The sequence below is a fragment of the Comamonas sp. JNW genome (genome assembly GCF_003105075.1).
Classification (GTDB): Bacteria; Pseudomonadota; Gammaproteobacteria; order Burkholderiales; family Burkholderiaceae_C; genus Comamonas; species Comamonas squillarum.
Window position 1 is genome coordinate 91,721 of record NZ_QETI01000009.1, and the last position, 21,505, is coordinate 113,225.

Consider the following 21,505-nt stretch of genomic DNA (forward strand, 5'->3'; position numbering starts at 1 on the left):
TCTTTCCGCAAGATGTGCGAGTGCGGCGGACCAGGGTATCTGGCCGCCTTGTTCAAGCCCCATGGGCCATGGCTGGCAGGTGCCATGCCCAGGCAGGCCTTACTTGACCAGGTCCTACTTGACCAGGTCAAAGGACGTGGCCAGCTCGGTGTAGTGCCGGGTACGGGCCTTGATGTAGTGGTCGAGCTCGGGCCCCGTCTTGTTGAAGGGCATGAGACCCAGTTGCGCCTGGGCCTTGCGGAACTCCGGCGTGGCCATGGCTTTGTCAAACGCCTGCTGCCACCAGCGGTAGTCGGCATCCGATACCTTGGGCCCCACGTAGAAACCCCGGATGATCGGCCATTCGATATTGAAGCCCTGCTCGGCAGCGGTCGGCACGTCGGCCAGCTTGCCCGGCAAGCGTTCGGAGTGGAAGACCGCCAGCACGCGGATGGGCGCACCGCCTTCGAGCATGGTGACCGCCTCGGCCGCATCCCCCATGAAAGCCTGGACATGGCCGCCGCGCAGCGCCGTGACGGCTTCGCCACCGCCCTCAAAGGCAACGAAGCGCATTTTCTTGTAGTCCACGCCGGCGGCGCGCGCGGTCAGCGCTGCCTTCATCCAGTCCTGGCTGCCAATGGAGCCGCCCGCGCCCAGCACCACCTGGCTCGGATCTTCCTTGAACGCCGCCATCAGGCCCTTGAGATCCTGGTGGGGCGAATCCGCCCGCACCACGGCCACACCGTAATCCGCACCCACGGTGGCCAGCCAGCGCACATCATCGGCGCTGTACTTGCCAAACTTACCCTGGGCCAGATTGAGCAGCGAGCCACTGGAGAAGGCAGCAATGGCGCTGCCATCTGCCGGGCGCTGGGTGATGATGCTGTTGTAGGCCACCGCACCAATGCCGCCAGGCATGTAGACGATGCGCATGGGTTTCTCGAGCGCCTTGGACTCGCGCATGCCCGTCTGGGCCAGGCGGCAGGTCAGGTCAAACCCGCCGCCAGGCTGGGCCGGGGCAATGCACTCCGGGCGGCGGGGCTCTGCCTGCGCCATCGCTGGCACCCAGGTGCTCGCTGCGATGACCGTGCTGATGAAAAGGCCTGAGGCCTGGCTTGATAAACGGCTTGCAAACATAGGCTTTGTCTCCTTTTTGGGCATGGGCGCTTTGGCCAAGGGGCTGCTGGCCAGAACCTGGCTGGCAGCGCTGGCCAAGCGTGGAACCTGGTCGGGCGAAGGATTGCCACCAAGGTAGGCAAAGACTAAACGTTTGCGGCTTTCAATAGCCTTTCAATTCGGGGTTATTCCCAGGTCAGCGGTGGTATGCGGCATGCGGAAGCTGCCGTGCAAACCCAGTTGCCCCTGCGCATCACGGCCATTGGCCAGCTTGAACTCGGCACCATGCATCTGGGCAATGGTCTGCACAATGGCCAGGCCCAGGCCCGCGCCCTGCTGGCGCTTGCCCGCAGCACCACGCCGAAACCGACTGCCCGCCTGTGCCATGTCGTGCTCGCTCATGCCCCCGCCGCTGTCGATCACCACCAGCGCGATGGACGACACGCTGGCCCGCAGCTGCACGGTGACCTGGCCACCGGCAGGCGTATAGCGGATGGCGTTGTCCACCAGGTTGCTGATCGCCTCGCGCAGCAGCCACCCCAGGGCCTGCACCTGCCACGCTCGGGAGTCATCGCCCAACCCCACCACATCCAGCCCCAGGTCAATTTGCTTGGCGCGCGCCAGCGGCCACAAAGTGGTGACCACCTGCTCCGCCAGCGCCCGCAGATCGACCTCGGCAAATTGCGATCGGATACTGGCAGCGGCCCCGGCATCTCGGGCGCGGGCCAGTGCCAGCATCTGCTGGGTCAGGCGCTCGGCCCGCCCCAGACCGTCTTGCATCGCATGCAGTGCAGCCCGCATCTGGGCCGGGTCCCGCTCACGCAATGCATAGCCTATCTGGGTACGCAGCAAGGCCAGCGGCGTGCGCAGTTGGTGGGAGGCGTCATCAAGAAACTGCCGCTGGGCCTGGGCGCTGTGGGCATAGCGTTCCACCAAGTGGTTCAACGACTGCACCAGTGGCTGCACTTCTGCAGGCAGGCTGGCCGCATCGATGGGCGAGAGGTCATCCCAGGCGCGCGCATCCAGGTGCTGGCGCAGCCGCTTCAATGGCCTGAGCGCACGCACCACGCCCGCCACCAGCAACACCACGCTGATACCGACCAGCAGCACATCGCGCAAGATGGCGCGCGTGACCATGTGCCGCTGCACCAGCGCACGCTCCTGAAGATTCTCTGCCACCTGCACCACGATGCGGCTGTGCGGATTGCCCGCAACGGGCGGGTCCGCCAGCCGCGCCCAAGCGGCCACTCGGATGGGCTCGTTCAGGTACACCGCGTCATAGAACTGCGGCACGCCGAGTTCGAACTCGCCCTCGGGCAAAGGAAGCCCCGGGTTTCCGATTTCAACCAGTCCGTCCTCGGTCGCGACCCGGAAGTAGACCCTGCCGTTGACCGTCAACTCGAAGAATTCCAGCAGCAGATACGGCTGCTCCACACTCAAGCCGCCGCTGGCCGTGGCGATGTTGTAGTGGATCGCGCGCAACGCACCCGCCAGTGCCCGGTCATAGGCCTCGTCTACCTGGGAACGCAGGCTGTAGGTGGACCATAGCAAGCTGCTGCCCATGCCTAGCAGCAAACCCGGCACCAGCCACACCAGCAGCGCAGCCTTCAAAGAGCGGGCCCTATCACGCCAGCGGTGGCGCCACACAGCGCGGCCATTCAGAGCGGCGCTCCGCCAGATCACGGGTCTTGCAATGCAGCGCTGGTCACGCCACTGTCCTGCGTTTCTTCCAGGCAGTAGCCCAGACCGCGCAAGGTGACAATCTGCACGCCACGGCCCAAGAGCTTCTTGCGCAGGCGAAAAACCAGTACCTCAATGACCTGAAGGTTCAAATCCCGGTCTCCCAGGAAGACCCGGTCCAAAATACTTTGCTTGTTCACTGGCTCGCCGCTGCGCTGGATGAGCGCCAGCAACACCGCATGCTCTCGGGGTGTCACCGGCAAGGCATCGCCCGCCATCGAAAAGCGCTGCGCAGCGACATCAAACTGCAGCGGCCCGCAGGACAGCCGAGGGTGTTCACGCCCGCGGCTGCGGCGAACCAGGGCCTGCAGGCGCGCCTCCAACTCATCGAGCAAGAATGGTTTGGCCAGAAAGTCGTCAGCACCATTTTTGAGCGTGCCGACGCGCTCAGCCAGGGAGTCCCGCGCGGTCAGCACCAGGACGGGTGTGCGGTCATCGCGCTCGCGCATGCGCTCCAGCACGGTGCGGCCATCGATGCCAGGCAGACCCAGGTCCAGCACTACCGCATCAAAGTCTTCCTGCTGCAGGCGCAGATCTGCCATCTGCCCATCGCCCACCCAGTCCACGACGATGCCCGACTGCTGCGCCAACGTTCGGGCCATCCAGTGCGCCAGATCTTGTTCATCCTCCACCAACAGGATTCGCATCCACCCTCCCTCCCGAGATATCTGCCAGATGCACCCACGGTTGGAGAAACATCCTATTCAGCCTGCATTCATAGCCACTGGTTAACGATATATTCTCCACAATAGAAAAACCCACTCATTGGCGAGCGGGTTTTTGGCGTGGTGTGCGAACCCAGCGGTTCGCGCTTCGAGGTCAGGCAGGCAGTGAGAAAGGCGCTTAGAACGAAGCCGTCATGGCCTTGGTGTTCACCACCACCGTGGGCCGGCCCACCGCGCCTACGCTGGCACGGGCAAACTGCGCCAGCCATTGGGCATCGCCCAGCAGCGGGGCGCCAGCGGCCTTAGCAACGACGACGACCTTGTCGACGATCAGCACCTTGCCGCTGGCGCGCAGCGGCTCGCAGTCCATGCGCAGAAATTCCTGGTCCAGCCAGCGGCGCCCGTCCTCGTTGGACATGGCCTCCGCACTGTCAAAGCCATGGACAAACTCTTGGCCATCCTCGAGCAGAACCCGTACTTCATTGCGCATGACAATCCCTTATTGGTGGTGCAAACGGGGCAGGCAGCGGCCGCCCCAAAGCCGCCAGCTTACACCGTTGCAGCGGCGGTCTCCTCGGTATTTGCGCGCACGCGGCGGGCCTGCACCGCGTCGGACAGCTCGGCCAGCGTCTCCAGCGAGTCGTCCCAGCCCAGGCAGGCATCGGTGATGCTCTTGCCGTACTCCAGGCTGTCCGGGTCGTTCTTGCCCGGGGTGAACTTTTGCGCACCAGCTTGCAGGTGGCTCTCGATCATCACGCCGAAGACACTGCGCGAGCCGCCTTCGATCTGCTGGGCGATATCGCGCGCCACCTCTTTTTGCTTCTCGTGCTGCTTGCTGCTGTTGGCATGGCTGCAGTCCACCATCAAGGTGGCGGGCAGGTGCGCGGCCTCCAGGTCCTTGCAGGCAGCGGCCACATGGGCGGCGTCGTAGTTGGGCGTCTTGCCGCCGCGAAGAATCACGTGGCAGTTGGTATTGCCCTTGGTGTGCACGATGGCGACCTGGCCGTTCTTGTGCACCGACAGGAAATGGTGCGGGCGGCTGGCCGACTGGATCGCGTCAGTGGCGATGCGGATATTGCCATCGGTGCCGTTCTTGAAGCCCACCGGCGCCGAGATGCCCGAGGCCAGTTCGCGGTGCACCTGGCTCTCCGTCGTGCGCGCGCCAATCGCGCCCCAGCTGATCAGGTCGCCAATGTACTGGGGCGAGATCATGTCCAGGAACTCGCTGCCAGCGGGCACACCCTGGCGGTTGATCTCGATCAGCAGCTGGCGGGCAATGCGCAGGCCTTCGTCGATGCGGTAGCTCTCATCGAGGTAGGGGTCGTTGATCAGGCCCTTCCAGCCCACCGTGGTGCGCGGCTTTTCGAAGTAGACGCGCATGACGATCTCCAAGGTGCCTTCGTACTGCTTGCGCACAGCCTTGAGGCGGCGGGCATATTCCAGCGCGGCTTGCGGATCATGGATCGAGCAGGGGCCGATGATGACAAGCAGGCGGTCATCCGTGCCGGACATGATGTTGTGGATGTTTTGGCGGGTGTTGCTGATCAGCGCTTCAACGGGTGTGCCGTTGATGGGGAAAAAGCGAATCAGATGCTCGGGTGGCGGCAGCACAGTAATGTCCTTGATACGTTGGTCGTCGGTTTGGCTTGTTTTCTCGACACCGCGATACCAAGCATCGCTTGTGGGTTGGGCTTGCTGAGTCATCTGAGGATCCTGAATGTGTGGGTGGTTTATGCAACAAAAAACCGCCGGGCTTTTCAGCTTCGGCGGTTGTCTGGAGGTTTAGGTGCTCGCGCGCTTTTAGACCTCTCGTCCGCCTTGGACAGAGAACCAAAAGTAAAAGGTAAAAGCGCTACGTGCTTGCATGTTTTTCAATGTACCACATCTGCGGGCGGCGGAATTCATCATTCTGTATAAAACGCACAAAAATTGCAAAAAATAAGATTTCAAAGTTGAAATCACACCATTGCCTTGTCAATTTGTTTCTATACGCATTTTTATTGCGCAACAGAGAAAGGCACACTGCAGAAAGATGTCAAAAAACGAACGCCTGCGCGGCAGAAACCGCGCAGGCGTTTGGTTGATTCTGGCGTTAGCCGCCGCCTAAGCAGCGGCTATTTGGGATGCTCAGGCGGTACCGCCGACCGTCAAACCATCAATCCGCATGGTCGGCTGGCCCACGCCCACTGGCACGCTCTGGCCTTCCTTGCCACAGGTGCCCACGCCGCTGTCCAGGCGCATGTCGTTGCCGATCATGCTGACGTGCTTGAGGCACTCAGGGCCGCTGCCCACGATGGTGGCGCCCTTGACGGGGTACTGGATCTTGCCGTTTTCCACCCAGTAGGCCTCGCTGGCCGAGAACACGAACTTGCCGCTGGTGATATCGACCTGGCCGCCACCAAAGTTGGTCGCGTACAAGCCCTTCTTGATCGAGGCAATGATCTCCTGCGGATCCTTGTCACCCCCCAGCATGTAGGTGTTGGTCATGCGTGGCATGGGGATGTGGGCATAGCTCTCGCGCCGGCCATTGCCGGTGGGCTTGACCTTCATCAGCCGCGCATTCATCGCATCCTGGATATAGCCCTTCAAAATGCCGTCTTCGATCAGCACATTGCGCTGGGTCGGCTGGCCCTCGTCGTCCACATTGAGCGAGCCGCGGCGGTCGGCAATGGTGCCGTCGTCCAGCACCGTCACGCCCTTGGCCGCCACGCGCTGGCCTATCATGCCGCTGAACGCGCTCGAGCCCTTGCGGTTGAAGTCGCCTTCCAGGCCGTGGCCCACCGCCTCATGCAGCAGCACACCGGGCCAGCCCGGGCCCAGAACCACGGTCATCACCCCAGCAGGCGCGGGGCGAGATTCCAGGTTGACCAGGGCCGCCTTAACGGCCTCGTCCACATACTGCTGCACCAGTGCATCGTCAAAATAGGCCAGACCGAAGCGGCCACCGCCGCCGGCCGAACCCACTTCGCGGCGGCTCTTGCTCTCGGCAATCACCGTGACCGACAGGCGCACCAGCGGACGCACGTCGGCAGCCAAGGTGCCATCGGCACGGGCGACCAGCACCACATCGTGTTCAGCGGCGAGACCTGCCATCACCTGCTTGACGCGCGGGTCCTTGGCGCGGGCCAGCTTTTCGACCTTCTCCAGCAAGGCGACCTTGGCGGTGCTGTCGAGCGTGGAGATCGGGTCCAGATCGGGGTAGAGCGAGCGGCTCAGCGCAATCTTCTTGGCAGGCACCTTGACCTGGCGCGACTGGCTTTGCGCGCCAATGCTGCGCACCGTATGGGCGGCATCCAGCAGCGATGCCAGCGAGATGTCGTCCGAATAGGCAAAAGCCGTCTTCTCGCCGGACACCGCGCGCACGCCCACGCCCTGGTCGATCGAGAAGGAGCCCGTCTTGACGATGCCCTCTTCCAGGCTCCAGCCTTCGGCCCGGGTGTACTGGAAGTACAGGTCTGCATCGTCCACCTTGTGGGCGCGGATATCCGCCAGCGCGCGCGCCAGATGGCTGTCATCCAGACCAAAAGGCGTCAGCAGCAGGCTGCGCGCTATATCCAGTCGTTGTTCGGTAGAAGCCGCCAGCGGCTTGGCCACAGCAAGGTCAAAAGGTGCATTCATAGAGGCGATTTTAGGGCTTGCGCAATGGCCGTGGGCCCATGCGTTGATTTGCGGCGGCCAGCAAGCCAGCAGCCACCTATCCCGTATCTGCGGCTGGCGGGGGTGTTTTCAATGGCAGAGCCCATTAAAGCCCGCCGCAACGGGGCTCATAGGCGCGGCGCCTGCTCCCGCGCCAGCTGGCGCTGCGATCGGGCGACCGACATCAAGATCCCCAGCGCCAGCCCCAGGGTGACCATGGCCGTGCCCCCATAGCTGACAAAGGGCAGGGGCACACCCACCACCGGCAGGATGCCGCTGACCATGCCCATGTTGACGAAGGCGTAGGTGAAAAAGATCATCGCCACCGCTCCGGCCATCAGGCGGCCAAACAAGGTGGGCGCGCGCATCGCAATGGCCAGGCCGCGCCAGACCAGCAGCAGGAAGAAAAAGATCAGCAGCAGGTTGCCGGCCAGGCCGAACTCTTCGGAAAACGCGGCAAAGATAAAGTCCGTGGTGCGCTCGGGGATGAACTCCAGATGGGTCTGCGTGCCGGCCATGAAGCCCTTGCCCATGAAGCCGCCCGAACCGATGGCAATCATTCCCTGGATGATGTGAAAGCCTTTGCCCAGCGGGTCCCGGGTCGGGTCGAGCAAGGTGCATACGCGTTGGCGCTGGTACTCATGCAACACCACCAGATCCATGCCGTCTTCGCAAAGGTGGTGGCCATAGATGGCAATCAGCAGCAGGCCGATGACGCCAATCAGCACCGGCGGGATGATCAGTTTCCAGGACAGGCCGGCAAAATAGATTACCGCCAGGCCCGCAGCCATCACCAGCAGCGATGTTCCCAGGTCGGGCTGCTTCATGATGAGGCCGACCGGGATGACGAGAATCGCAAACGCGACGACAAAATCGGCCGGGCGCAAGGCGCCTTCGCGGCGCTGGAACCACCAGGCCAGCATCAGCGGCATCGCAATCTTCAGCAGCTCACTGGGCTGGATGACTATGCCCAGATTCACCCAGCGCTGCGCACCCTTCTTCGTGATGCCAAACAGCGCCACGGCGATCAACAACGCAACGCCCAAGCCATACAGCGGCAGCGCAAAGCTGGCCAACCGGTGCGGCGGGATCTGCGACACCACCAGCAAGATGCCCAGCGCCAGCAGCATATTGCGGCCATGGTCGGAGAAGCGGGTGCCATGGTCGAAACCGGCGGAATACATGGCCGTCAGTCCGATGGCTGCCAGGGCGCCGATGATGAAGATCAGCGGCCAGTCATAACCGCGCAGCATCGGCATGAGACGCTGGAACAGATTCGGTTTATCAAGAACTTCGGACATGGCCGCCATTATCTCTGCTTGGCACAGAATGGCCGCCAGCGCTAGCGGTAAAGACCGGTTTTACCTGTGTCACCCGAACCAAATCAATTCAACAAAACAACTAAGGTTGTCAACGCCTTAGCAGTGGTGGCCTCGGCGCTATCATTTGTGCATGACGACCACCCACTTGCTCTACCTGCACGGCTTTCGCTCCTCCCCCCAATCGGCCAAGGCCCAGCGCCTGCAGCGCCATATCGAAGACAACCACCCGCACGTGGTGTGGTCAGCCCCCCAGTTGCCCGCCTCGCCCCGGCAAGCGGCCGATCTGCTGCTGCAAACCACCCGCAGCTGGGCCGGCCTGCCACCCGAGAGCCTGGCGGTTGTCGGCTCCTCGCTGGGCGGATTTTATGCCAGCTGGGTGGCCCAGCAGCTGCGCTGCAAGAGCGTGATGATCAACCCCTCGACAACGCCCTGGGTCACCTTGGCGCAGCACCTGGGCGAGCAAACGGCCTGGCACAACCCGGAAGAATCCTTTTACTTCCGCCCGGAATACCTGGACGAGCTGCAGGCGCTGAACGTCAACGGCCAGCCCCCTGCCGCCGCACAGCTGCTGATTGCCGCCATGGGCGACGAGGTACTGCACTGGCAGGACATGGTCGCGCGCTACCCCGCCGCTCAGCTGCTGCTGGACGAGGGCAGCGACCATGCGCTGTCCAACTTCGAGAGCTATCTGCCGCAGATCGACAAGTTTCTGGGCTGGTAAAAACCAGCGCCGGCTGGCCCGCCCGCGATGGGCCAGCCAGAACCCCCACGCAAAAAACCCTGTGGCCGCGCCCCGGCACCACCCAGCATGGGAAAATGCGCGGCTATGTATGCACTGTTTGACGACGCTGGCAAATTTCTGGCCGGCCGTATCCTCTCCGAAGCTGAGAGCTCCGCCCAAATTGAATTGGACTCCGGCAAACGGGTCAAGGTCAAAGCAGCGAACCTGCTTCTTAAATTTGACAAGCCCACGCCTGCCGAGCTGATCGCGCAGGCGCAAACCCTGTCGGCGGACATCGACCCCCAGCTGGCCTGGGAGTTTGCGCCCGAGCAGGAGTTTGGCTTTGCCGACCTGGCGCGCGACTACTTCTCGGAGAACGCCTCGATCGCCGAACAGGTGGCAGCGCTCTTCACCTTGTTCGAAGCCCCGCACTACTTCCGCCGCGCCGGCAAGGGCCGCTTCAAGAAGGCACCGGCCGAGATCGTGCAGCAAGCGCTGGCCGCCATCGAGAAAAAAGCCCAGATCCAGGCGCAGATCGACGGCTGGGCAGCCGAGCTCGTCAACGGGGAGTGCCCCGCGCCTGTGCAGCAGCAGCTCTACAAGATCTTATTTCGCCCGGACAAGAACGCGCCCGAGTACAAGGCCGTGGTCGAAGCCAGCCGCAAGGCGCAGCTCGCGCCGCTGGCGCTGCTGCAACAGGCCGGCGCTATCGACTCGTCCTACCAGTTCCACTGGCAGCGCTTTTTGTTCGACAACTTCCCCAAGGGCACGGGCTTTCCGGCCGTCACGGCGCCACTGCCGCCAGCCGATCTGCCGCTGGCCACGGTGGAGGCCTACTCCATCGACGACTCGGCCACGACCGAAATCGACGATGCGCTGTCGGTACAGGGCCTGGGCACCGGCCAGGTGATTGTTGGCGTGCACATTGCCGCGCCAGGTCTCGCGATTGAGCCGGGCTCGGCGCTCGACCATCTGGGCCGCAGCCGCTACTCCACCGTCTACATGCCGGGCTACAAGGTCACGATGCTGCCCGACGAAGTGGTGCAGATCTACACCCTGGATGAGGGCCGCGCCAACCCGGCCGTCTCGCTCTACGTCACCTACGACGAAGCCACGCTGGAAGTGCTGAACAAGGAAACCCGCCTGGAGCGCGTGCCGGTGGTTAGCAACTTCCGCTACGACAAGCTCGACCACATCGCCACCGAAGCCTGGCTGACCGACCCGGCGCTGCAGGTCGAGGACACGCCCCAGCCGCTGCTGGACAAGCGCGACGAGCTGAGCTTTCTCTACCGCCTCTCGCGCCACCTCAAGGCCGGCCGCGAAGTGGTGCGCGGCAAGCCCGAGAACTTCAACCGCCCGGACTACAACTTCCGCCTGCAAGGCAATGGCGACCAGGTGCCCAACGGCAGCGAGACCGTGCAGATCTCCGTGCGCAAGCGCGGCGCCCCGCTCGATCTGATCGTGGCCGAGGCGGCCATCGTCGCCAACAGCAGCTGGGGCCAGCTGCTGGCGGACTATGGCGTGCCCGGCATCTACCGCAGCCAGGCCAGCCTGGCCCCAGGCATCAAGGTGCGCATGTCCACCAAGGCCTTGCCGCATGCCGGCATCGGCGTCAAAAGCTATGTCTGGGCCACGTCGCCGCTGCGCCGCTACACCGACCTGGTCAACCAGTGGCAGATCATCGCCTGCGCGCGCCATGGCGCCACCGCCGCCCTGGTCGCCCCGTTCAAGCCCAAGGATGCGGAGCTGTTCTCCATCATCAGCGGCTTTGATGCCGCCTACAGCGCCTACAACGGCTACCAGGCCGGCATGGAGCGCTACTGGACCTTGAAGTACCTGGCGCAGAACAGCATCAGTGACCTCACTGCAACAGTTATGAAGGAAGGCCCGGCAGGCAGCATGCTCGTGCGTGCAGATGAACTACCATTGGTGTTTCCGGTGCTGGGCGCGCAGAGTTTGCCGCGTGGTGCCCAGGTCCGGGTCAAGCTCGGCGAGATCGACGAGATCACGCTGGATGTGACCGGAACCGTGCTGGAGAGACTGGACGACGAACAGGCCAACCAGGCCGAGACAGAGTCGCCAGAAGATGAGGAGGAGGCTGTGGCTGGGCCCATCGCAATCGCGGTGGACATGGGCGACGGTGAGGACGCGGCGACCACAAAAACCGATTAACCCGGAACCGTGAAGTTTTTCCAATTTCTTCGATCGCTGTCCACGCTCCAACTGGCGCTGGCTGTGTCTGTGCTGGTGCACGCTGCCATCTTGAGCATCCGCTTTGTCGACCCCCAGGCCTTTGACCGGGTGTTCGAGGACACCCCGCTCGAAGTGATTCTGGTCAACGCCAAGTCCAACGACGCCCCGCCTGACAAGGCCCAGGCCGTCGCCCAGGCCAACCTGGCCGGTGGTGGTGAATCGGCCAACAGCCAGGAGCGCGCCACCAGCCCCATGCCCTACTCGGCCATCACCAACATGGGGGATGACTTTGAAGAGCGCCAGCGCCAGCTCGATGCCATGCAGGCCCAGCAGATGCAACTGCTGGCCGACCTGCGCAACCAGCTGGCCCAGTACCAGCCGCCCGATACGCGCAAGGCCAGCGCCTCGCAGGCAGAGGTCGAGCAGGAAGAAAAGCACCAGCAGCTGCTCAAGATGCTCGCCGAGATCGAAAAGCGCATCCACGAAGAAAACGCCCGCCCCAAGAAGCGCTACATCAGCCCCGCCACACGCGAGGAAGTGTTCGCCATCTACTACGACCAGCTGCGCCGCAAGGTCGAGGACCGGGGCACCAGCAACTTCCCCGAAGCCGGTGGCCGCAAGCTCTATGGTGAGCTGGTGATGATCATGACCGTCAACCACGACGGCCGGGTGCTGGGCACCGAGGTCTACAAAAGCTCGGGCAACCAGCAACTCGACCGCCGGGCCGAGGCCATCGCCGTCAGCAGTGGCCCCTTTGGCCACTTTGGCCCCGCGCTGCGCGCCAAGGCCGACCAGATTGCCGTCGTCTCCAAATTCCGCTTCACCCGCGAGCAGACATTGGAAACGGCCAATTTGCAGTAAAGTGGCAGGCGCTTGAGCGCCATGCTGGCGGGCCCCCGTTGCGCCGCCACCGGGTGCCCAGCGCATGCCCTTTTTTCTGCCATGCGCGGTCAGCGCCTTCAGCGCGCAGCCGCCACGGCCCAGGCCCTTACGACCATGTCCCTTCCAGACCGCTATTGCGTGATGGGCAACCCGATTGCCCACAGCCGCTCACCCCGCATCCACACGCTGTTTGCGCAGCTGACCGACCAGGCGCTGGTCTATGAGGCTGAGCTGGTGGCACTGGATGGTTTTGACGCGGCCCTGCGCCACCTGGTGCAGGCCGGTACCCGGGGCATGAATGTGACCGTGCCCTTCAAGCTCGACGCCGCGCGCCTGGCCGACAGCCGCAGCGAGCGCGTGCTGCGTGCGGGTGCGGCCAACACCTTGGTGGTAGGCGCCGATGGCCGCATCCACGCCGACAACACCGATGGCCTGGGCCTGGTGGCCGATATCGTGCGCAATGCTGGCGTTGCACTGGCCGGCCAGCGCGTGCTGCTGCTGGGCGCCGGCGGCGCTGCTGCCGGCGCGCTGGCGCCGCTCATGGCCCAGGCACCGGCGCTGCTCGTGGTCTGCAACCGCACCCACGCCAAGGCGCAGGATCTGGTGGACCAGCATGCCGACCTGGTCCAGGGCTCGGCCACCCAGTTGCAAGCAGTCGAGGCGGGCGCACTCGATGGCCTCTTCGATGTCGTCATCAACGCCACCGCCAGCAGCCTCCAAGGCGCGGCCATCCCGGTGCCCGGCGCGCTGCTGCGCGCTGGCGCACTGGCCTACGACATGATGTACGGCCCCGCTGCCCAGCCCTTTTTGCAGTGGGCCGCGCAGCACGGCGTCCAGGGCCGCGATGGCCTGGGCATGCTGGTCGAGCAAGCGGCCGAGGCCTTTGCGCTGTGGCGCGGTGTGCGCCCCCCCTCCCAGCCGGTGCTGGCGCAGCTGCGCAGCGAACTGGCCGCCCACTGAGCGCAAGCGCTGATGGTCTCCAGCCCTCTCCCCGCCTTAGCCCGCAGGACCCGCCGATGAAAGCGATTGCGCGCTGGATCGGCTGGGCACTGCTGCTGGGCATCGCGCTGCAGCTGTTCTTTGTCGCCCGCATCGCGATGATGGCCAGTGTGGACCCGGCGTCGACCGCCTTTGAGCGCAGCGAAGCCTGGCGCCAGCTGCGCCAGGACGGGCGCTTGCACTGGCGCCAGCAATGGCAGCCCTTGTCGCAGATATCGGTCAACCTGCAGCGCGCGGTGATCGCCTCCGAGGACGACGACTTTGTCAACCACGATGGCGTGCTCTGGGATGCAATTGAAAAGGCCCGCGCGCGCAATGCCAAGGCCATAGAGCGCGCCGAGCAGCGCCGGGAAAAGGCCCTGGCACGCGCCCAGGCCCAGGCCGAGCGGCGTGGCGAGGCCTTTGACCCCAGCGCAGTGCAAGCCGGCCCGCCCGCCAAGATCATGGGCGGCTCCACCATCACCCAGCAGCTGGCCAAGAACCTGTTGCTGTCGTCGGAGCGCAGCCTGCTGCGCAAAGGCCAGGAGCTGCTGCTGACCTACACCCTGGAGTTCCTGCTGAGCAAGCAGCGCATTCTGGAGCTGTACCTGAACCATGCCGAATGGGGCGATGGCGTGTTTGGCGCCGAGGCCGCCGCCCAGCGCTACTTTGGCAAACCGGCCGCCCAGCTGAGCGCCTATGAAGCGGCGCGCCTGGCCGTCATGCTGCCCAACCCCAAGGGCGCCGACAAGAACCCCAACTCTGCCTACCTCAACCGCCGCACAACCACCATCGCGGCACGCATGCGCTATGCTGAGCTCCCCTGACCGGCAACCCCTCCGCCACCCGTTTTAAACCGCATGAGAATCCTTGGCATCGACCCTGGCCTGCAGACCACCGGCTTTGGCGTCATCGACGTCGATGGCCAGCGTCTGTCCTATGTGGCCAGCGGCACCATCCGCACCACCACGCTGAACCTGGGTGACCTGCCCGGCCGCCTGAAGATGATCTTTGACGGTATCTGCGAAGTCGGCCAGCGCTACCAGCCCGACATGGCCTCGGTGGAAATCGTGTTCGTCAACGTCAACCCCCAGTCCACCTTGCTGCTGGGCCAGGCCCGGGGCTGCGCGCTGACGGCGCTGGTGTCGCAGAACCTGCCAGTTGCCGAGTACACCGCACTGCAGATGAAAAAAGCCGTGGTCGGCCATGGGCGCGCTGCCAAGAACCAGATCCAGGAGATGGTGCGCCGCCTGCTGCAGCTGCCCGGCCTGCCCGGTACCGATGCTGCGGACGCGCTGGGCCTGGCGATCACCCACGCCCATGCGGGCCTGGCGATGGCGCGCATGGCCGAGGCCAGCCCCTTGCAACGCCGCCAGCACGCGATGTACAAGGCCGGGCGCAGCTACTAGGCAAGAACCAACCGGTGCCTCTGCGGCCTGGTGAGCCACCCCGCCTGCAGCACGCAGGCAAAAAAAAACCTGTGCATCGCTAGCGTGCACAGGTCTGGCCGGCTACAGGCTCCTTATGCGTGGATCCGTGCGCTCCGTGAAGCAGCGCTCGGCACAAGGTGCAACCACCAAAGTAAGCTTTGGAGCGAGGCGCCACACAAAGGTTCGTTGTGGGCGCCATGCAAACCCTCAATTATCGCGACTTCGCGGCGGCTCAATAACCATTGATGACAATATTGGCGATCAGGCCTGTGCCAATGGCGATCAGCAGGTAGTCACCGCCATACTGGATCCATTGGTAGCCCCGGGGTGGCGCGCTGAGCCGGTGGCCGCGCCAATCGCCGACCACATAGCTGTAGCCACGGTACGGTGCTGGCACATAGCCGCCCCGGTACCAGTCATTGCGCGGGCCGATGCCACGGCCCCGGTCCGGCACAACCACGACACGGGGAGGTGGACGGTGGTCATGGCGGTACTCACGGCGCTGCTGCTCGCGGTAGCGGCGGTCCCGCTCGCGTTCGCGCTCCCAGCGGCGGTGGTCGGCATGGTCGCGCCGGTCATCGCGCTGGTAATGGCGGTCACCATGGCGTCCATCGGGCTGGGCCTGTGCAGGCGCGCTAAAAGCCAGGGCGCCGGCCAATGCCAGGGCCAGGCTGCCCATGCTGGCCAGGCGGCTAAAACGGCTTCGGTGCTTGTTCATGACGGAATCCTTTCTGATGAACCAGCGGCTGCTGGTGCGAGCGGCAAGCATGCCCCCATGCAGATTTAACGCCTGTCGGCGCGCCACCGTTTACCCGCAGCGGGATCACCGGGCTGGGATGTGTCATTTGTAAAGTGGGGGAAGAGGCGGCAAAGCCGCATGGACAGTGGGCGGGACCGGTAACGGACCGGCCGGGCGCAGGCCGGGGTTTACCGCACTTTACCTGCCGCGCAGAATGCCAAAGACCGGTTTTAGACCATGCGGCCCACAAAGAGCACCGCAAAGAACGCCAGGCCTGCGACCACGGTCCATTTGATCAGCAGCAGGGACCACTGGCGGTAGCGGCGCTGGCCGGTGCCCAGGTAAAAGCAAAAGCTGAGGGCCGCCATCAGCACCAGCAGCATGAAGATCCAGCGAAACAGCAGCATCCCGGGCGCGGCCTTACCAGGCGAGGGCCGACTGTGCAAAGCCCTGCGGGGCTTCACGCACATGGTCAAAGGTGACGATGTCCCAGGCGTCCTGGCGCTGCATCAGCTCGCGCAGCAGCAGGTTGTTGAGGCCATGGCCCGAGCGGAACGCGCTGTAGGCGGCCAGCAAGGGATAGCCCACGATGTAGAGGTCACCGATGGCATCGAGGATCTTGTGTTTGACGAACTCGTCGTCATAGCGCAAGCCGTCGCTGTTGAGCACCTTGTAGTCGTCCATGACGATGGCATTGTCCAGACCGCCGCCCAGCGCCAGGCCGTTGGAGCGCAGCATCTCGACATCCTTGGTAAAGCCAAAGGTGCGGGCGCGGGCGATATCGCGGCTGTAGTTGCCGATGCCCAGGTCGAACTCATAGGTCTGGCCGGTGGAATCGACAGCCGGGTGCGAGAAGTCGATCTCGAAACGCAGCTTGTAGCCGTGGTAGGGGTCCAGACGCGCCCACTTTTGCGCAGCGCCTTCGCCCTGGCGGATTTCGACCGGCTTGGTCAGACGCAAAAAGCGCTTGGGTGCGTTTTGCAGCTCGATACCGGCGCTTTGCAGCAAAAACACAAAGGACGCGGATGAGCCGTCGAGAATCGGGATTTCCTCGGCTGTCACGTCGATATAGAGGTTGTCGATGCCCAGGCCCGCGCAGGCCGACATCACATGCTCCACCGTATGGATGCGCACATCGCCCTTGCCCAGGGTCGAGGCCATGCGGGTGTCCACCACCGCTTCGGCGTTGACGGGGATATCGACCGGCTCGGGCAGGTCCACCCGGCGAAACACAATGCCCGTATTGGGTTGTGCAGGACGCAAGGTGAGCTCGACCCGCTGGCCGCTGTGCAGGCCCACGCCCACGGCACGGGTTAAAGACTTGATGGTTCGTTGCTGGAGCATAACTCGTTGATTTTACGCCGTACGCCCGCTTGGGACGCGCAAAAATGCCAATCACCCAGATAGTGCAAGCCTTGTAGGACAAACACTTGCCTTGCCGGCCAATCTGTGCACAAAGCCGCTGCCCAACTACTGCGTTGGCAGGCGGAGCGGACAGCGAACAACGACGCAGCCCTCTAATAACAACGCGCTGAGTCCCCGAAAGGTTTCAGCGCGTTGTATTCAAAGCCCAGTCCACCCCAAAGGCTGGACTGGCTTCAACGAAAGCCCCGCAAGGCAATCAGTCTGCCTGCTTGCGCAGGAAGGCGGGGATCTCCAGGTCTTCCATGCCGCTCGACGACATCGCATCGACGCGGGCCGAAGCCGCGTTGCGGCCGGTGCGCCAGACCGAGGGGGTCTTCTTGTCGGCAAAGTCGTTAGCAAAGGCATTGCCCATGGGCACCGCGTTTTGCACACCCAGACCCGAGACGGGGCTGTTGACCGACTGGGGCGTGTAGGCGATGTCGTCGGTACCGGTACGCAGACCTGCGCTGCCCTGGATGACCGAGATGGGCTGGCGCTTGGCCACGGGACGGGACAGGCCCGTGGCCAGCACGGTCACGCGGATCTCGTCGCCCAGCGTCTCGTCATAGGCCGCGCCAAAGATGACATGCGACTCTGGCGAGGCGTAGGCATTGATGGTGCTCATGGCCTGGCGCGATTCGGCCAGCTTCAGGCTGCCCTTGGTCGCGGTCACCAGCACCAGAATGCCCTTGGCGCCCGACAGGTCGATGCCTTCCAGCAGCGGGCAAGCAACCGCTTGTTCCGCAGCGATGCGTGCACGGTCCGGGCCGCTGGCCGTGGCCGTACCCATCATCGCCTTGCCCGGCTCGCTCATCACGGTCTTCACGTCAGCAAAGTCGACGTTGATGTAGCCGTGGTCGTTGATGATCTCGGAGATGCCGCCCACGGCGTTCTTCAGCACATCGTTGGCATGGGCAAAGGCCTGGTCCTGGGTGATGTCGTCGCCCAGCACGTCGAGCAGCTTCTCGTTGAGCACCACGATCAGCGAGTCGACATTCGCTTCGAGCTCGCTCAGGCCGCCATCAGCGTTGGACATGCGGCGCTTGCCTTCCCACTCAAAAGGCTTGGTCACTACGCCCACGGTCAGGATGCCCATTTCCTTGGCGACGCGAGCGATCACGGGGGCAGCACCGGTGCCGGTACCACCGCCCATACCGGCGGTGATGAACAGCATGTGCGAGCCCACGATCGCAGCGCGGATGTCTTCGATCGCGGATTCGGCAGCCTCGCGGCCGTTCTCAGGCTTGCTGCCCGCGCCCAGGCCGGTCTCTCCCAGTTGGATCACGCGGTGGGCATGGCAACGCTCCAGCGCTTGCGCATCGGTGTTGGCCGAAATGAATTCGACACCTTGCACGCTGTTGGCGATCATGTGCTCGACCGCATTGCCACCACCGCCCCCGACGCCGATCACCTTGATCTGGGTGCCTTGGTTGAATGTGTTGCCTTCATACATTTCGATGGTCATTGCCTGCTCCTCTCGCTCTCGCGTCAACATGAGAAAAATGGGTTACGAATAATTCACTCTTTAATGAACAATGGATTGCTGGTGGCCCTTTAGGTCTCCAAGGGTCATACCCTTTGAGCCTTGAAGGGCTGCTTTGCGCCAGCCAACAAGTGGTGTCATGCATGGTTAAAAGTTCCCCACAATAAAGTCCTTCAAACGCCCAAATGCCGATTTCACCGAACCGGACTTCTGGGCCACCTTGTAGCCACGCATGCGGGCCATGCGGGCCTCTTCCAGCAGGCCCATGACGGTGGCAGCACGGGGCTGCGCAACCATCTCGGCCAGGGTGCCGGAATACTTGGGAATGCCGCGTCGCACGGGCTTGAGGAAGATGTCTTCCCCCAGCTCCACCATGCCTGGCATCACCGCGCTGCCGCCCGTCAGCACAATGCCCGACGACAGCACCTCCTCATAACCAGACTCGCGGATGACTTGCTGCACCAGCGAGAAAATTTCTTCGACGCGTGGCTCGATCACGCCGGCCAGCGCTTGCTTGCTCAACAGGCGCGGGCCCCGGTCACCCAGACCGGGCACATCGACCTGCGTGTCGGGATCGGCCAGCAGCTGCTTGGCGCAGCCGCTCTCGACCTTGATGTCCTCGGCGTCCTTGGTCGGCGTGCGCAGCGCCATCGCGATGTCGCTGGTGATCAAATCACCGGCAATCGGGATCACTGCCGTGTGGCGGATCGCGCCGCCGGTGAAGATCGACACATCGGTGGTGCCCGCGCCGATATCGACCACGCACACGCCCAGCTCGCGCTCGTCATCGGTCAGCACGGCCTGGCTGGAGGCGAGCGGGTTGAGCAGCAGCTGCTCGACTTCCAGCCCGCAGCGGCGCACGCATTTGATGATGTTCTCGGCCGCGCTTTGCGCCCCGGTCACGATATGGATCTTGGACTCCAGGCGCAGGCCGCTCATGCCGATGGGCTCGCGCACATCCTGGCCGTCGATCGCAAACTCCTGGGGCTCGACCAGCAGCAGGCGCTGGTCCGACGGAATATTGATCGCCTTGGCAGTATCGAGCACGCGCGCCACATCGGCGGCCGAGACTTCCTTGTCCTTGACCGCCACCATGCCGCTGGAGTTGATGCCGCGGATATGGCTGCCGGTGATGCCAGTGTAGACGCGCTGGATGTTCAGGTCGGCCATCAGCTCGGCCTCCTTAAGCGCCTGCTGGATGCTCTGCACCGTCGCATCGATGTTCACCACCACACCGCGCTTGAGCCCGTTGCTGGGCGCCACGCCCAGCCCTGCCAGCTTGAGCTCGCCATTGCCCAGCACCTCGGCGACGACCACCATGATCTTGGCGGTGCCGATGTCCAGGCCGACGACCACGTCTTTGCTATCTCGCGCCATAGTCAGTAGCCCTCGCTGATCAAGTGATTGGTATGGTTCATGTTTCGCATCTCTGTGTTTTATTTTTTGACTGGCGCCCGGCCCGCTGCCGAGGTGCCCGTGGTCACCCCTTGCATGCGCACCGCATAGCCCCCGGCATGGCGCAGATCCGCCGACGTCAGCGATGCCACGCTGCGTCTGTAGGTACCGGTGACTTCAGGCAAAGATTCAACAAATTTACGTACCCGCTCGCTCACGACATCCTCCCGGCCCTGGCCCATCTCGATGACCGCGCCAGACTGCAAGGTGGCCTTCCAGCTGCCGCTGTTCGACTCGGCCAGCGCCACCAGCGCGTTGTCGAGCTTGGCGTAGATGGGCGCGAGCGCGCGGAACATGGCCAGTACCTCTTGGGAACGCCCAGCCGGGCCCGACAGGTGCGGCAGGTGCAGCAGATCGGGGTCGGCCGAGTCACCTTCAAACATCTGGCCTTCGCTGTTGAGCAGGCGGGACTCGCCCTCCGCGCCCCAGATCGCCGTCGCATCCTGCTCGGTGATCGTCACCGCCAAGGTGCTGGGGAACTCGCGCTTGATGCGCGCCTGGCGCACCCAGGGCGCCTGCTCGAAGATCCGCCGCGTCTCATCGAGGTCCATCGTGAAGAAGTTGCCTTTCAAGGACGGCATCACATTGGCCTGCAGCGACACAGCGCTGTTGTGTTCGAGCTCGCCCTGCACCACGATGCGCGCAATGCTCAGCGCCGGATGGTGGATGGCCCAGCGCACCCCAGCCAGCACCAGCAACGCGCCGCAGCCGAGGAACAATGCCGTGGCCAGCATGTTCATCAGCTTGACGTCGAAGGGGACTGGCATGGTCTGCTCCATGGATCTCATCTCCTTGTCTTACAGCTCCGCACCCTGGGCCGCATCGCTCGATGCATTGGCCAGCAGGTGCAAACACAGGTCTTCATAGCTCATGCCGGTGGCACGGGCCGCCATCGGCACCAGCGAATGGCTGGTCATGCCCGGCGAGGTATTGATCTCCAGCAGGAACAGCTGCTGGTCCGAGGCACGCACCATCACATCGGCACGCGACCAGCCCCGGCAGCCCAGGGTGCGGAAGGCCTTTTCCGCCAGGTCGCGGATCGCCGCTTCCATCTCGTCTGGCAGCTCGCTGGGGCAGAAATACTGGGTGGTGTCGGTGAAGTACTTGTTCTGGTAGTCGTAGTTGCCTTCGGGCGCGACGATCTTGATCACCGGCAGCGCCTGGGCGCTGCGGCCCTGGCCCAGCACCGCGCAGGTGGTCTCCATGCCCTCGATGAACTGCTCGCACAGCACTTCGGGGTCATAGCGGGAGGCCAGCGCATAGGCCTGGGCGCATTCTTCGGGGCTGCTGATCTTGGACAGGCCAATGGTCGAGCCCTCGCGTGCGGGCTTGACGATCATCGGCGCGCCCAGTGCGGCCAGCGCATCGCGCGTGTCCTGTTCGCTGGCGGCCATGCGCCACTCGGGGGTGGACAGGCCCTCAAAGCGCCAGATGCGCTTGGTCATGATCTTGTCCATCGCGATGCTCGAGGCCATCACGCCCGGGCCGGTGTAGGGAATGCCCAGCAGCTCCAGCGCGCCTTGCACCGTGCCGTCTTCGCCATGGCGGCCATGCAGCGCGATGAAGCAGCGCGCAAAGCCTTGCTTGCGCAGCTCGCCCAGGTCCTGCTGCGAGGGATCAAACGCATGCGCGTCCACACCCTTGGACTGCAGCGCAGCGAGCACGCCCTTGCCGGACATCAGCGACACCTCGCGCTCTGCCGAGCTCCCGCCCATCAGCACCGCGACCTTGCCCAAGGCCTTCACATCAATATTGTTCATGG

Annotated in this window: 20 protein-coding genes; 6 read left to right on the plus strand and 14 right to left on the minus strand. The window is 63.9% G+C overall.

The window, feature by feature from the left end:
- Positions 1–114 precede the first annotated feature (114 nt).
- From DCO45_RS14445 to rodA, 7 genes are all read right to left on the minus strand, one after another.
- Positions 115–1,035 carry a tripartite tricarboxylate transporter substrate binding protein gene (locus DCO45_RS14445; RefSeq protein ID WP_243419367.1) on the minus strand — a complete coding sequence of 307 codons (921 nt, stop codon included), beginning with the start codon at positions 1,033–1,035 and terminating at the stop codon, positions 115–117.
- Between the two features lie 234 nt (positions 1,036–1,269).
- Complete coding sequence (locus DCO45_RS14450; RefSeq protein ID WP_116926480.1) at positions 1,270–2,706, minus strand: sensor histidine kinase; 1,437 nt, start codon at positions 2,704–2,706, stop codon at positions 1,270–1,272.
- Between the two features lie 68 nt (positions 2,707–2,774).
- A complete protein-coding gene (locus tag DCO45_RS14455; protein ID WP_116926481.1) occupies positions 2,775–3,482 on the minus strand; it encodes a response regulator in 708 nt (235 codons plus the stop codon).
- A gap of 196 nt (positions 3,483–3,678) precedes the next feature.
- Entirely contained in the window at positions 3,679–3,990 is a 312-nt protein-coding gene (locus DCO45_RS14460) for a hypothetical protein (protein ID WP_021027764.1), read from the minus strand.
- A 59-nt stretch (positions 3,991–4,049) separates the two neighbouring features.
- Positions 4,050–5,204 (minus strand): 3-deoxy-7-phosphoheptulonate synthase, encoded by a 1,155-nt coding sequence (locus DCO45_RS14465; protein WP_116926482.1) that lies wholly within the window; start codon positions 5,202–5,204, stop codon positions 4,050–4,052.
- 423 nt (positions 5,205–5,627) lie between these two features.
- On the minus strand, positions 5,628–7,118 hold the full coding sequence (gene tldD, locus DCO45_RS14470; RefSeq protein WP_116926483.1) for a metalloprotease TldD: 1,491 nt from the start codon (positions 7,116–7,118) through the stop codon (positions 5,628–5,630).
- A gap of 146 nt (positions 7,119–7,264) precedes the next feature.
- Entirely contained in the window at positions 7,265–8,437 is a 1,173-nt protein-coding gene (gene rodA / locus DCO45_RS14475) for a rod shape-determining protein RodA (protein ID WP_116926555.1), read from the minus strand.
- A gap of 151 nt (positions 8,438–8,588) precedes the next feature.
- On the opposite strand from rodA, the gene DCO45_RS14480 reads away from it, so the two are divergent.
- From DCO45_RS14480 to ruvC, 6 genes are all read left to right on the plus strand, one after another.
- On the plus strand, positions 8,589–9,179 hold the full coding sequence (locus DCO45_RS14480; RefSeq protein ID WP_116926484.1) for a YqiA/YcfP family alpha/beta fold hydrolase: 591 nt from the start codon (positions 8,589–8,591) through the stop codon (positions 9,177–9,179).
- Positions 9,180–9,284: 105 nt separating this feature from the next.
- On the plus strand, positions 9,285–11,351 hold the full coding sequence (locus tag DCO45_RS14485; RefSeq protein ID WP_116926485.1) for a ribonuclease catalytic domain-containing protein: 2,067 nt from the start codon (positions 9,285–9,287) through the stop codon (positions 11,349–11,351).
- Between the two features lie 9 nt (positions 11,352–11,360).
- Positions 11,361–12,233: a TonB C-terminal domain-containing protein gene (locus DCO45_RS14490; protein WP_116926486.1), complete on the plus strand. Its 873-nt coding sequence runs from the start codon at positions 11,361–11,363 to the stop codon at positions 12,231–12,233.
- A 135-nt stretch (positions 12,234–12,368) separates the two neighbouring features.
- The gene (aroE, locus tag DCO45_RS14495) at positions 12,369–13,214 is read left to right on the plus strand and encodes a shikimate dehydrogenase (protein ID WP_207788084.1); all 846 of its coding nucleotides are present in this window, start codon (positions 12,369–12,371) and stop codon (positions 13,212–13,214) included.
- A gap of 56 nt (positions 13,215–13,270) precedes the next feature.
- Positions 13,271–14,059 (plus strand): transglycosylase domain-containing protein, encoded by a 789-nt coding sequence (locus tag DCO45_RS14500; RefSeq protein WP_116926488.1) that lies wholly within the window; start codon positions 13,271–13,273, stop codon positions 14,057–14,059.
- Positions 14,060–14,092: 33 nt separating this feature from the next.
- Positions 14,093–14,641 (plus strand): crossover junction endodeoxyribonuclease RuvC, encoded by a 549-nt coding sequence (gene ruvC, locus DCO45_RS14505; RefSeq protein WP_116926489.1) that lies wholly within the window; start codon positions 14,093–14,095, stop codon positions 14,639–14,641.
- A gap of 253 nt (positions 14,642–14,894) precedes the next feature.
- Here the strand turns inward: ruvC and DCO45_RS14510 are convergent, their stop codons facing one another.
- From DCO45_RS14510 to DCO45_RS14535, 7 genes are all read right to left on the minus strand, one after another.
- On the minus strand, positions 14,895–15,380 hold the full coding sequence (locus tag DCO45_RS14510) for an RcnB family protein (protein WP_243419360.1): 486 nt from the start codon (positions 15,378–15,380) through the stop codon (positions 14,895–14,897).
- Positions 15,381–15,631: 251 nt separating this feature from the next.
- Positions 15,632–15,808 carry a hypothetical protein gene (locus DCO45_RS23005; RefSeq protein WP_165841206.1) on the minus strand — a complete coding sequence of 59 codons (177 nt, stop codon included), beginning with the start codon at positions 15,806–15,808 and terminating at the stop codon, positions 15,632–15,634.
- A gap of 13 nt (positions 15,809–15,821) precedes the next feature.
- Complete coding sequence (gene lpxC / locus DCO45_RS14515; protein ID WP_021026172.1) at positions 15,822–16,745, minus strand: UDP-3-O-acyl-N-acetylglucosamine deacetylase; 924 nt, start codon at positions 16,743–16,745, stop codon at positions 15,822–15,824.
- A gap of 277 nt (positions 16,746–17,022) precedes the next feature.
- Positions 17,023–18,270, minus strand: coding sequence for a cell division protein FtsZ (gene ftsZ, locus DCO45_RS14520; RefSeq protein WP_021026171.1), 1,248 nt, complete (start codon positions 18,268–18,270; stop codon positions 17,023–17,025).
- A 165-nt stretch (positions 18,271–18,435) separates the two neighbouring features.
- Complete coding sequence (gene ftsA / locus DCO45_RS14525; protein ID WP_021026170.1) at positions 18,436–19,665, minus strand: cell division protein FtsA; 1,230 nt, start codon at positions 19,663–19,665, stop codon at positions 18,436–18,438.
- Between the two features lie 59 nt (positions 19,666–19,724).
- Positions 19,725–20,510 carry a cell division protein FtsQ/DivIB gene (locus tag DCO45_RS14530; RefSeq protein ID WP_243419361.1) on the minus strand — a complete coding sequence of 262 codons (786 nt, stop codon included), beginning with the start codon at positions 20,508–20,510 and terminating at the stop codon, positions 19,725–19,727.
- 30 nt (positions 20,511–20,540) lie between these two features.
- The gene (locus DCO45_RS14535) at positions 20,541–21,503 is read right to left on the minus strand and encodes a D-alanine--D-alanine ligase (protein ID WP_232539439.1); all 963 of its coding nucleotides are present in this window, start codon (positions 21,501–21,503) and stop codon (positions 20,541–20,543) included.
- Positions 21,504–21,505 lie beyond the last annotated feature (2 nt).

What these genes read in the sequence shown, in the direction of transcription:
- rodA (WP_116926555.1), bottom strand. Translation starts at nt 8,437, where the DNA reads ATGTCCGAAGTTCTTGATAAACCGAATCTGTTCCAGCGTCTCATGCCG.
- DCO45_RS14485 (WP_116926485.1), top strand. Translation starts at nt 9,285, where the DNA reads ATGTATGCACTGTTTGACGACGCTGGCAAATTTCTGGCCGGCCGTATC.
- DCO45_RS14535 (WP_232539439.1), bottom strand. Translation starts at nt 21,503, where the DNA reads ATGAACAATATTGATGTGAAGGCCTTGGGCAAGGTCGCGGTGCTGATG.
- DCO45_RS14465 (WP_116926482.1), bottom strand. Translation starts at nt 5,204, where the DNA reads ATGACTCAGCAAGCCCAACCCACAAGCGATGCTTGGTATCGCGGTGTC.
- ftsA (WP_021026170.1), bottom strand. Translation starts at nt 19,665, where the DNA reads ATGGCGCGAGATAGCAAAGACGTGGTCGTCGGCCTGGACATCGGCACC.
- DCO45_RS14500 (WP_116926488.1), top strand. Translation starts at nt 13,271, where the DNA reads ATGAAAGCGATTGCGCGCTGGATCGGCTGGGCACTGCTGCTGGGCATC.
- tldD (WP_116926483.1), bottom strand. Translation starts at nt 7,118, where the DNA reads ATGAATGCACCTTTTGACCTTGCTGTGGCCAAGCCGCTGGCGGCTTCT.
- DCO45_RS14460 (WP_021027764.1), bottom strand. Translation starts at nt 3,990, where the DNA reads ATGCGCAATGAAGTACGGGTTCTGCTCGAGGATGGCCAAGAGTTTGTC.
- DCO45_RS14510 (WP_243419360.1), bottom strand. Translation starts at nt 15,380, where the DNA reads ATGAACAAGCACCGAAGCCGTTTTAGCCGCCTGGCCAGCATGGGCAGC.
- DCO45_RS14480 (WP_116926484.1), top strand. Translation starts at nt 8,589, where the DNA reads ATGACGACCACCCACTTGCTCTACCTGCACGGCTTTCGCTCCTCCCCC.
- aroE (WP_207788084.1), top strand. Translation starts at nt 12,369, where the DNA reads ATGTCCCTTCCAGACCGCTATTGCGTGATGGGCAACCCGATTGCCCAC.
- lpxC (WP_021026172.1), bottom strand. Translation starts at nt 16,745, where the DNA reads ATGCTCCAGCAACGAACCATCAAGTCTTTAACCCGTGCCGTGGGCGTG.
- DCO45_RS14455 (WP_116926481.1), bottom strand. Translation starts at nt 3,482, where the DNA reads ATGCGAATCCTGTTGGTGGAGGATGAACAAGATCTGGCGCACTGGATG.
- ruvC (WP_116926489.1), top strand. Translation starts at nt 14,093, where the DNA reads ATGAGAATCCTTGGCATCGACCCTGGCCTGCAGACCACCGGCTTTGGC.
- ftsZ (WP_021026171.1), bottom strand. Translation starts at nt 18,270, where the DNA reads ATGACCATCGAAATGTATGAAGGCAACACATTCAACCAAGGCACCCAG.
- DCO45_RS14445 (WP_243419367.1), bottom strand. Translation starts at nt 1,035, where the DNA reads ATGGCGCAGGCAGAGCCCCGCCGCCCGGAGTGCATTGCCCCGGCCCAG.
- DCO45_RS23005 (WP_165841206.1), bottom strand. Translation starts at nt 15,808, where the DNA reads ATGCTGCTGTTTCGCTGGATCTTCATGCTGCTGGTGCTGATGGCGGCC.
- DCO45_RS14530 (WP_243419361.1), bottom strand. Translation starts at nt 20,510, where the DNA reads ATGCCAGTCCCCTTCGACGTCAAGCTGATGAACATGCTGGCCACGGCA.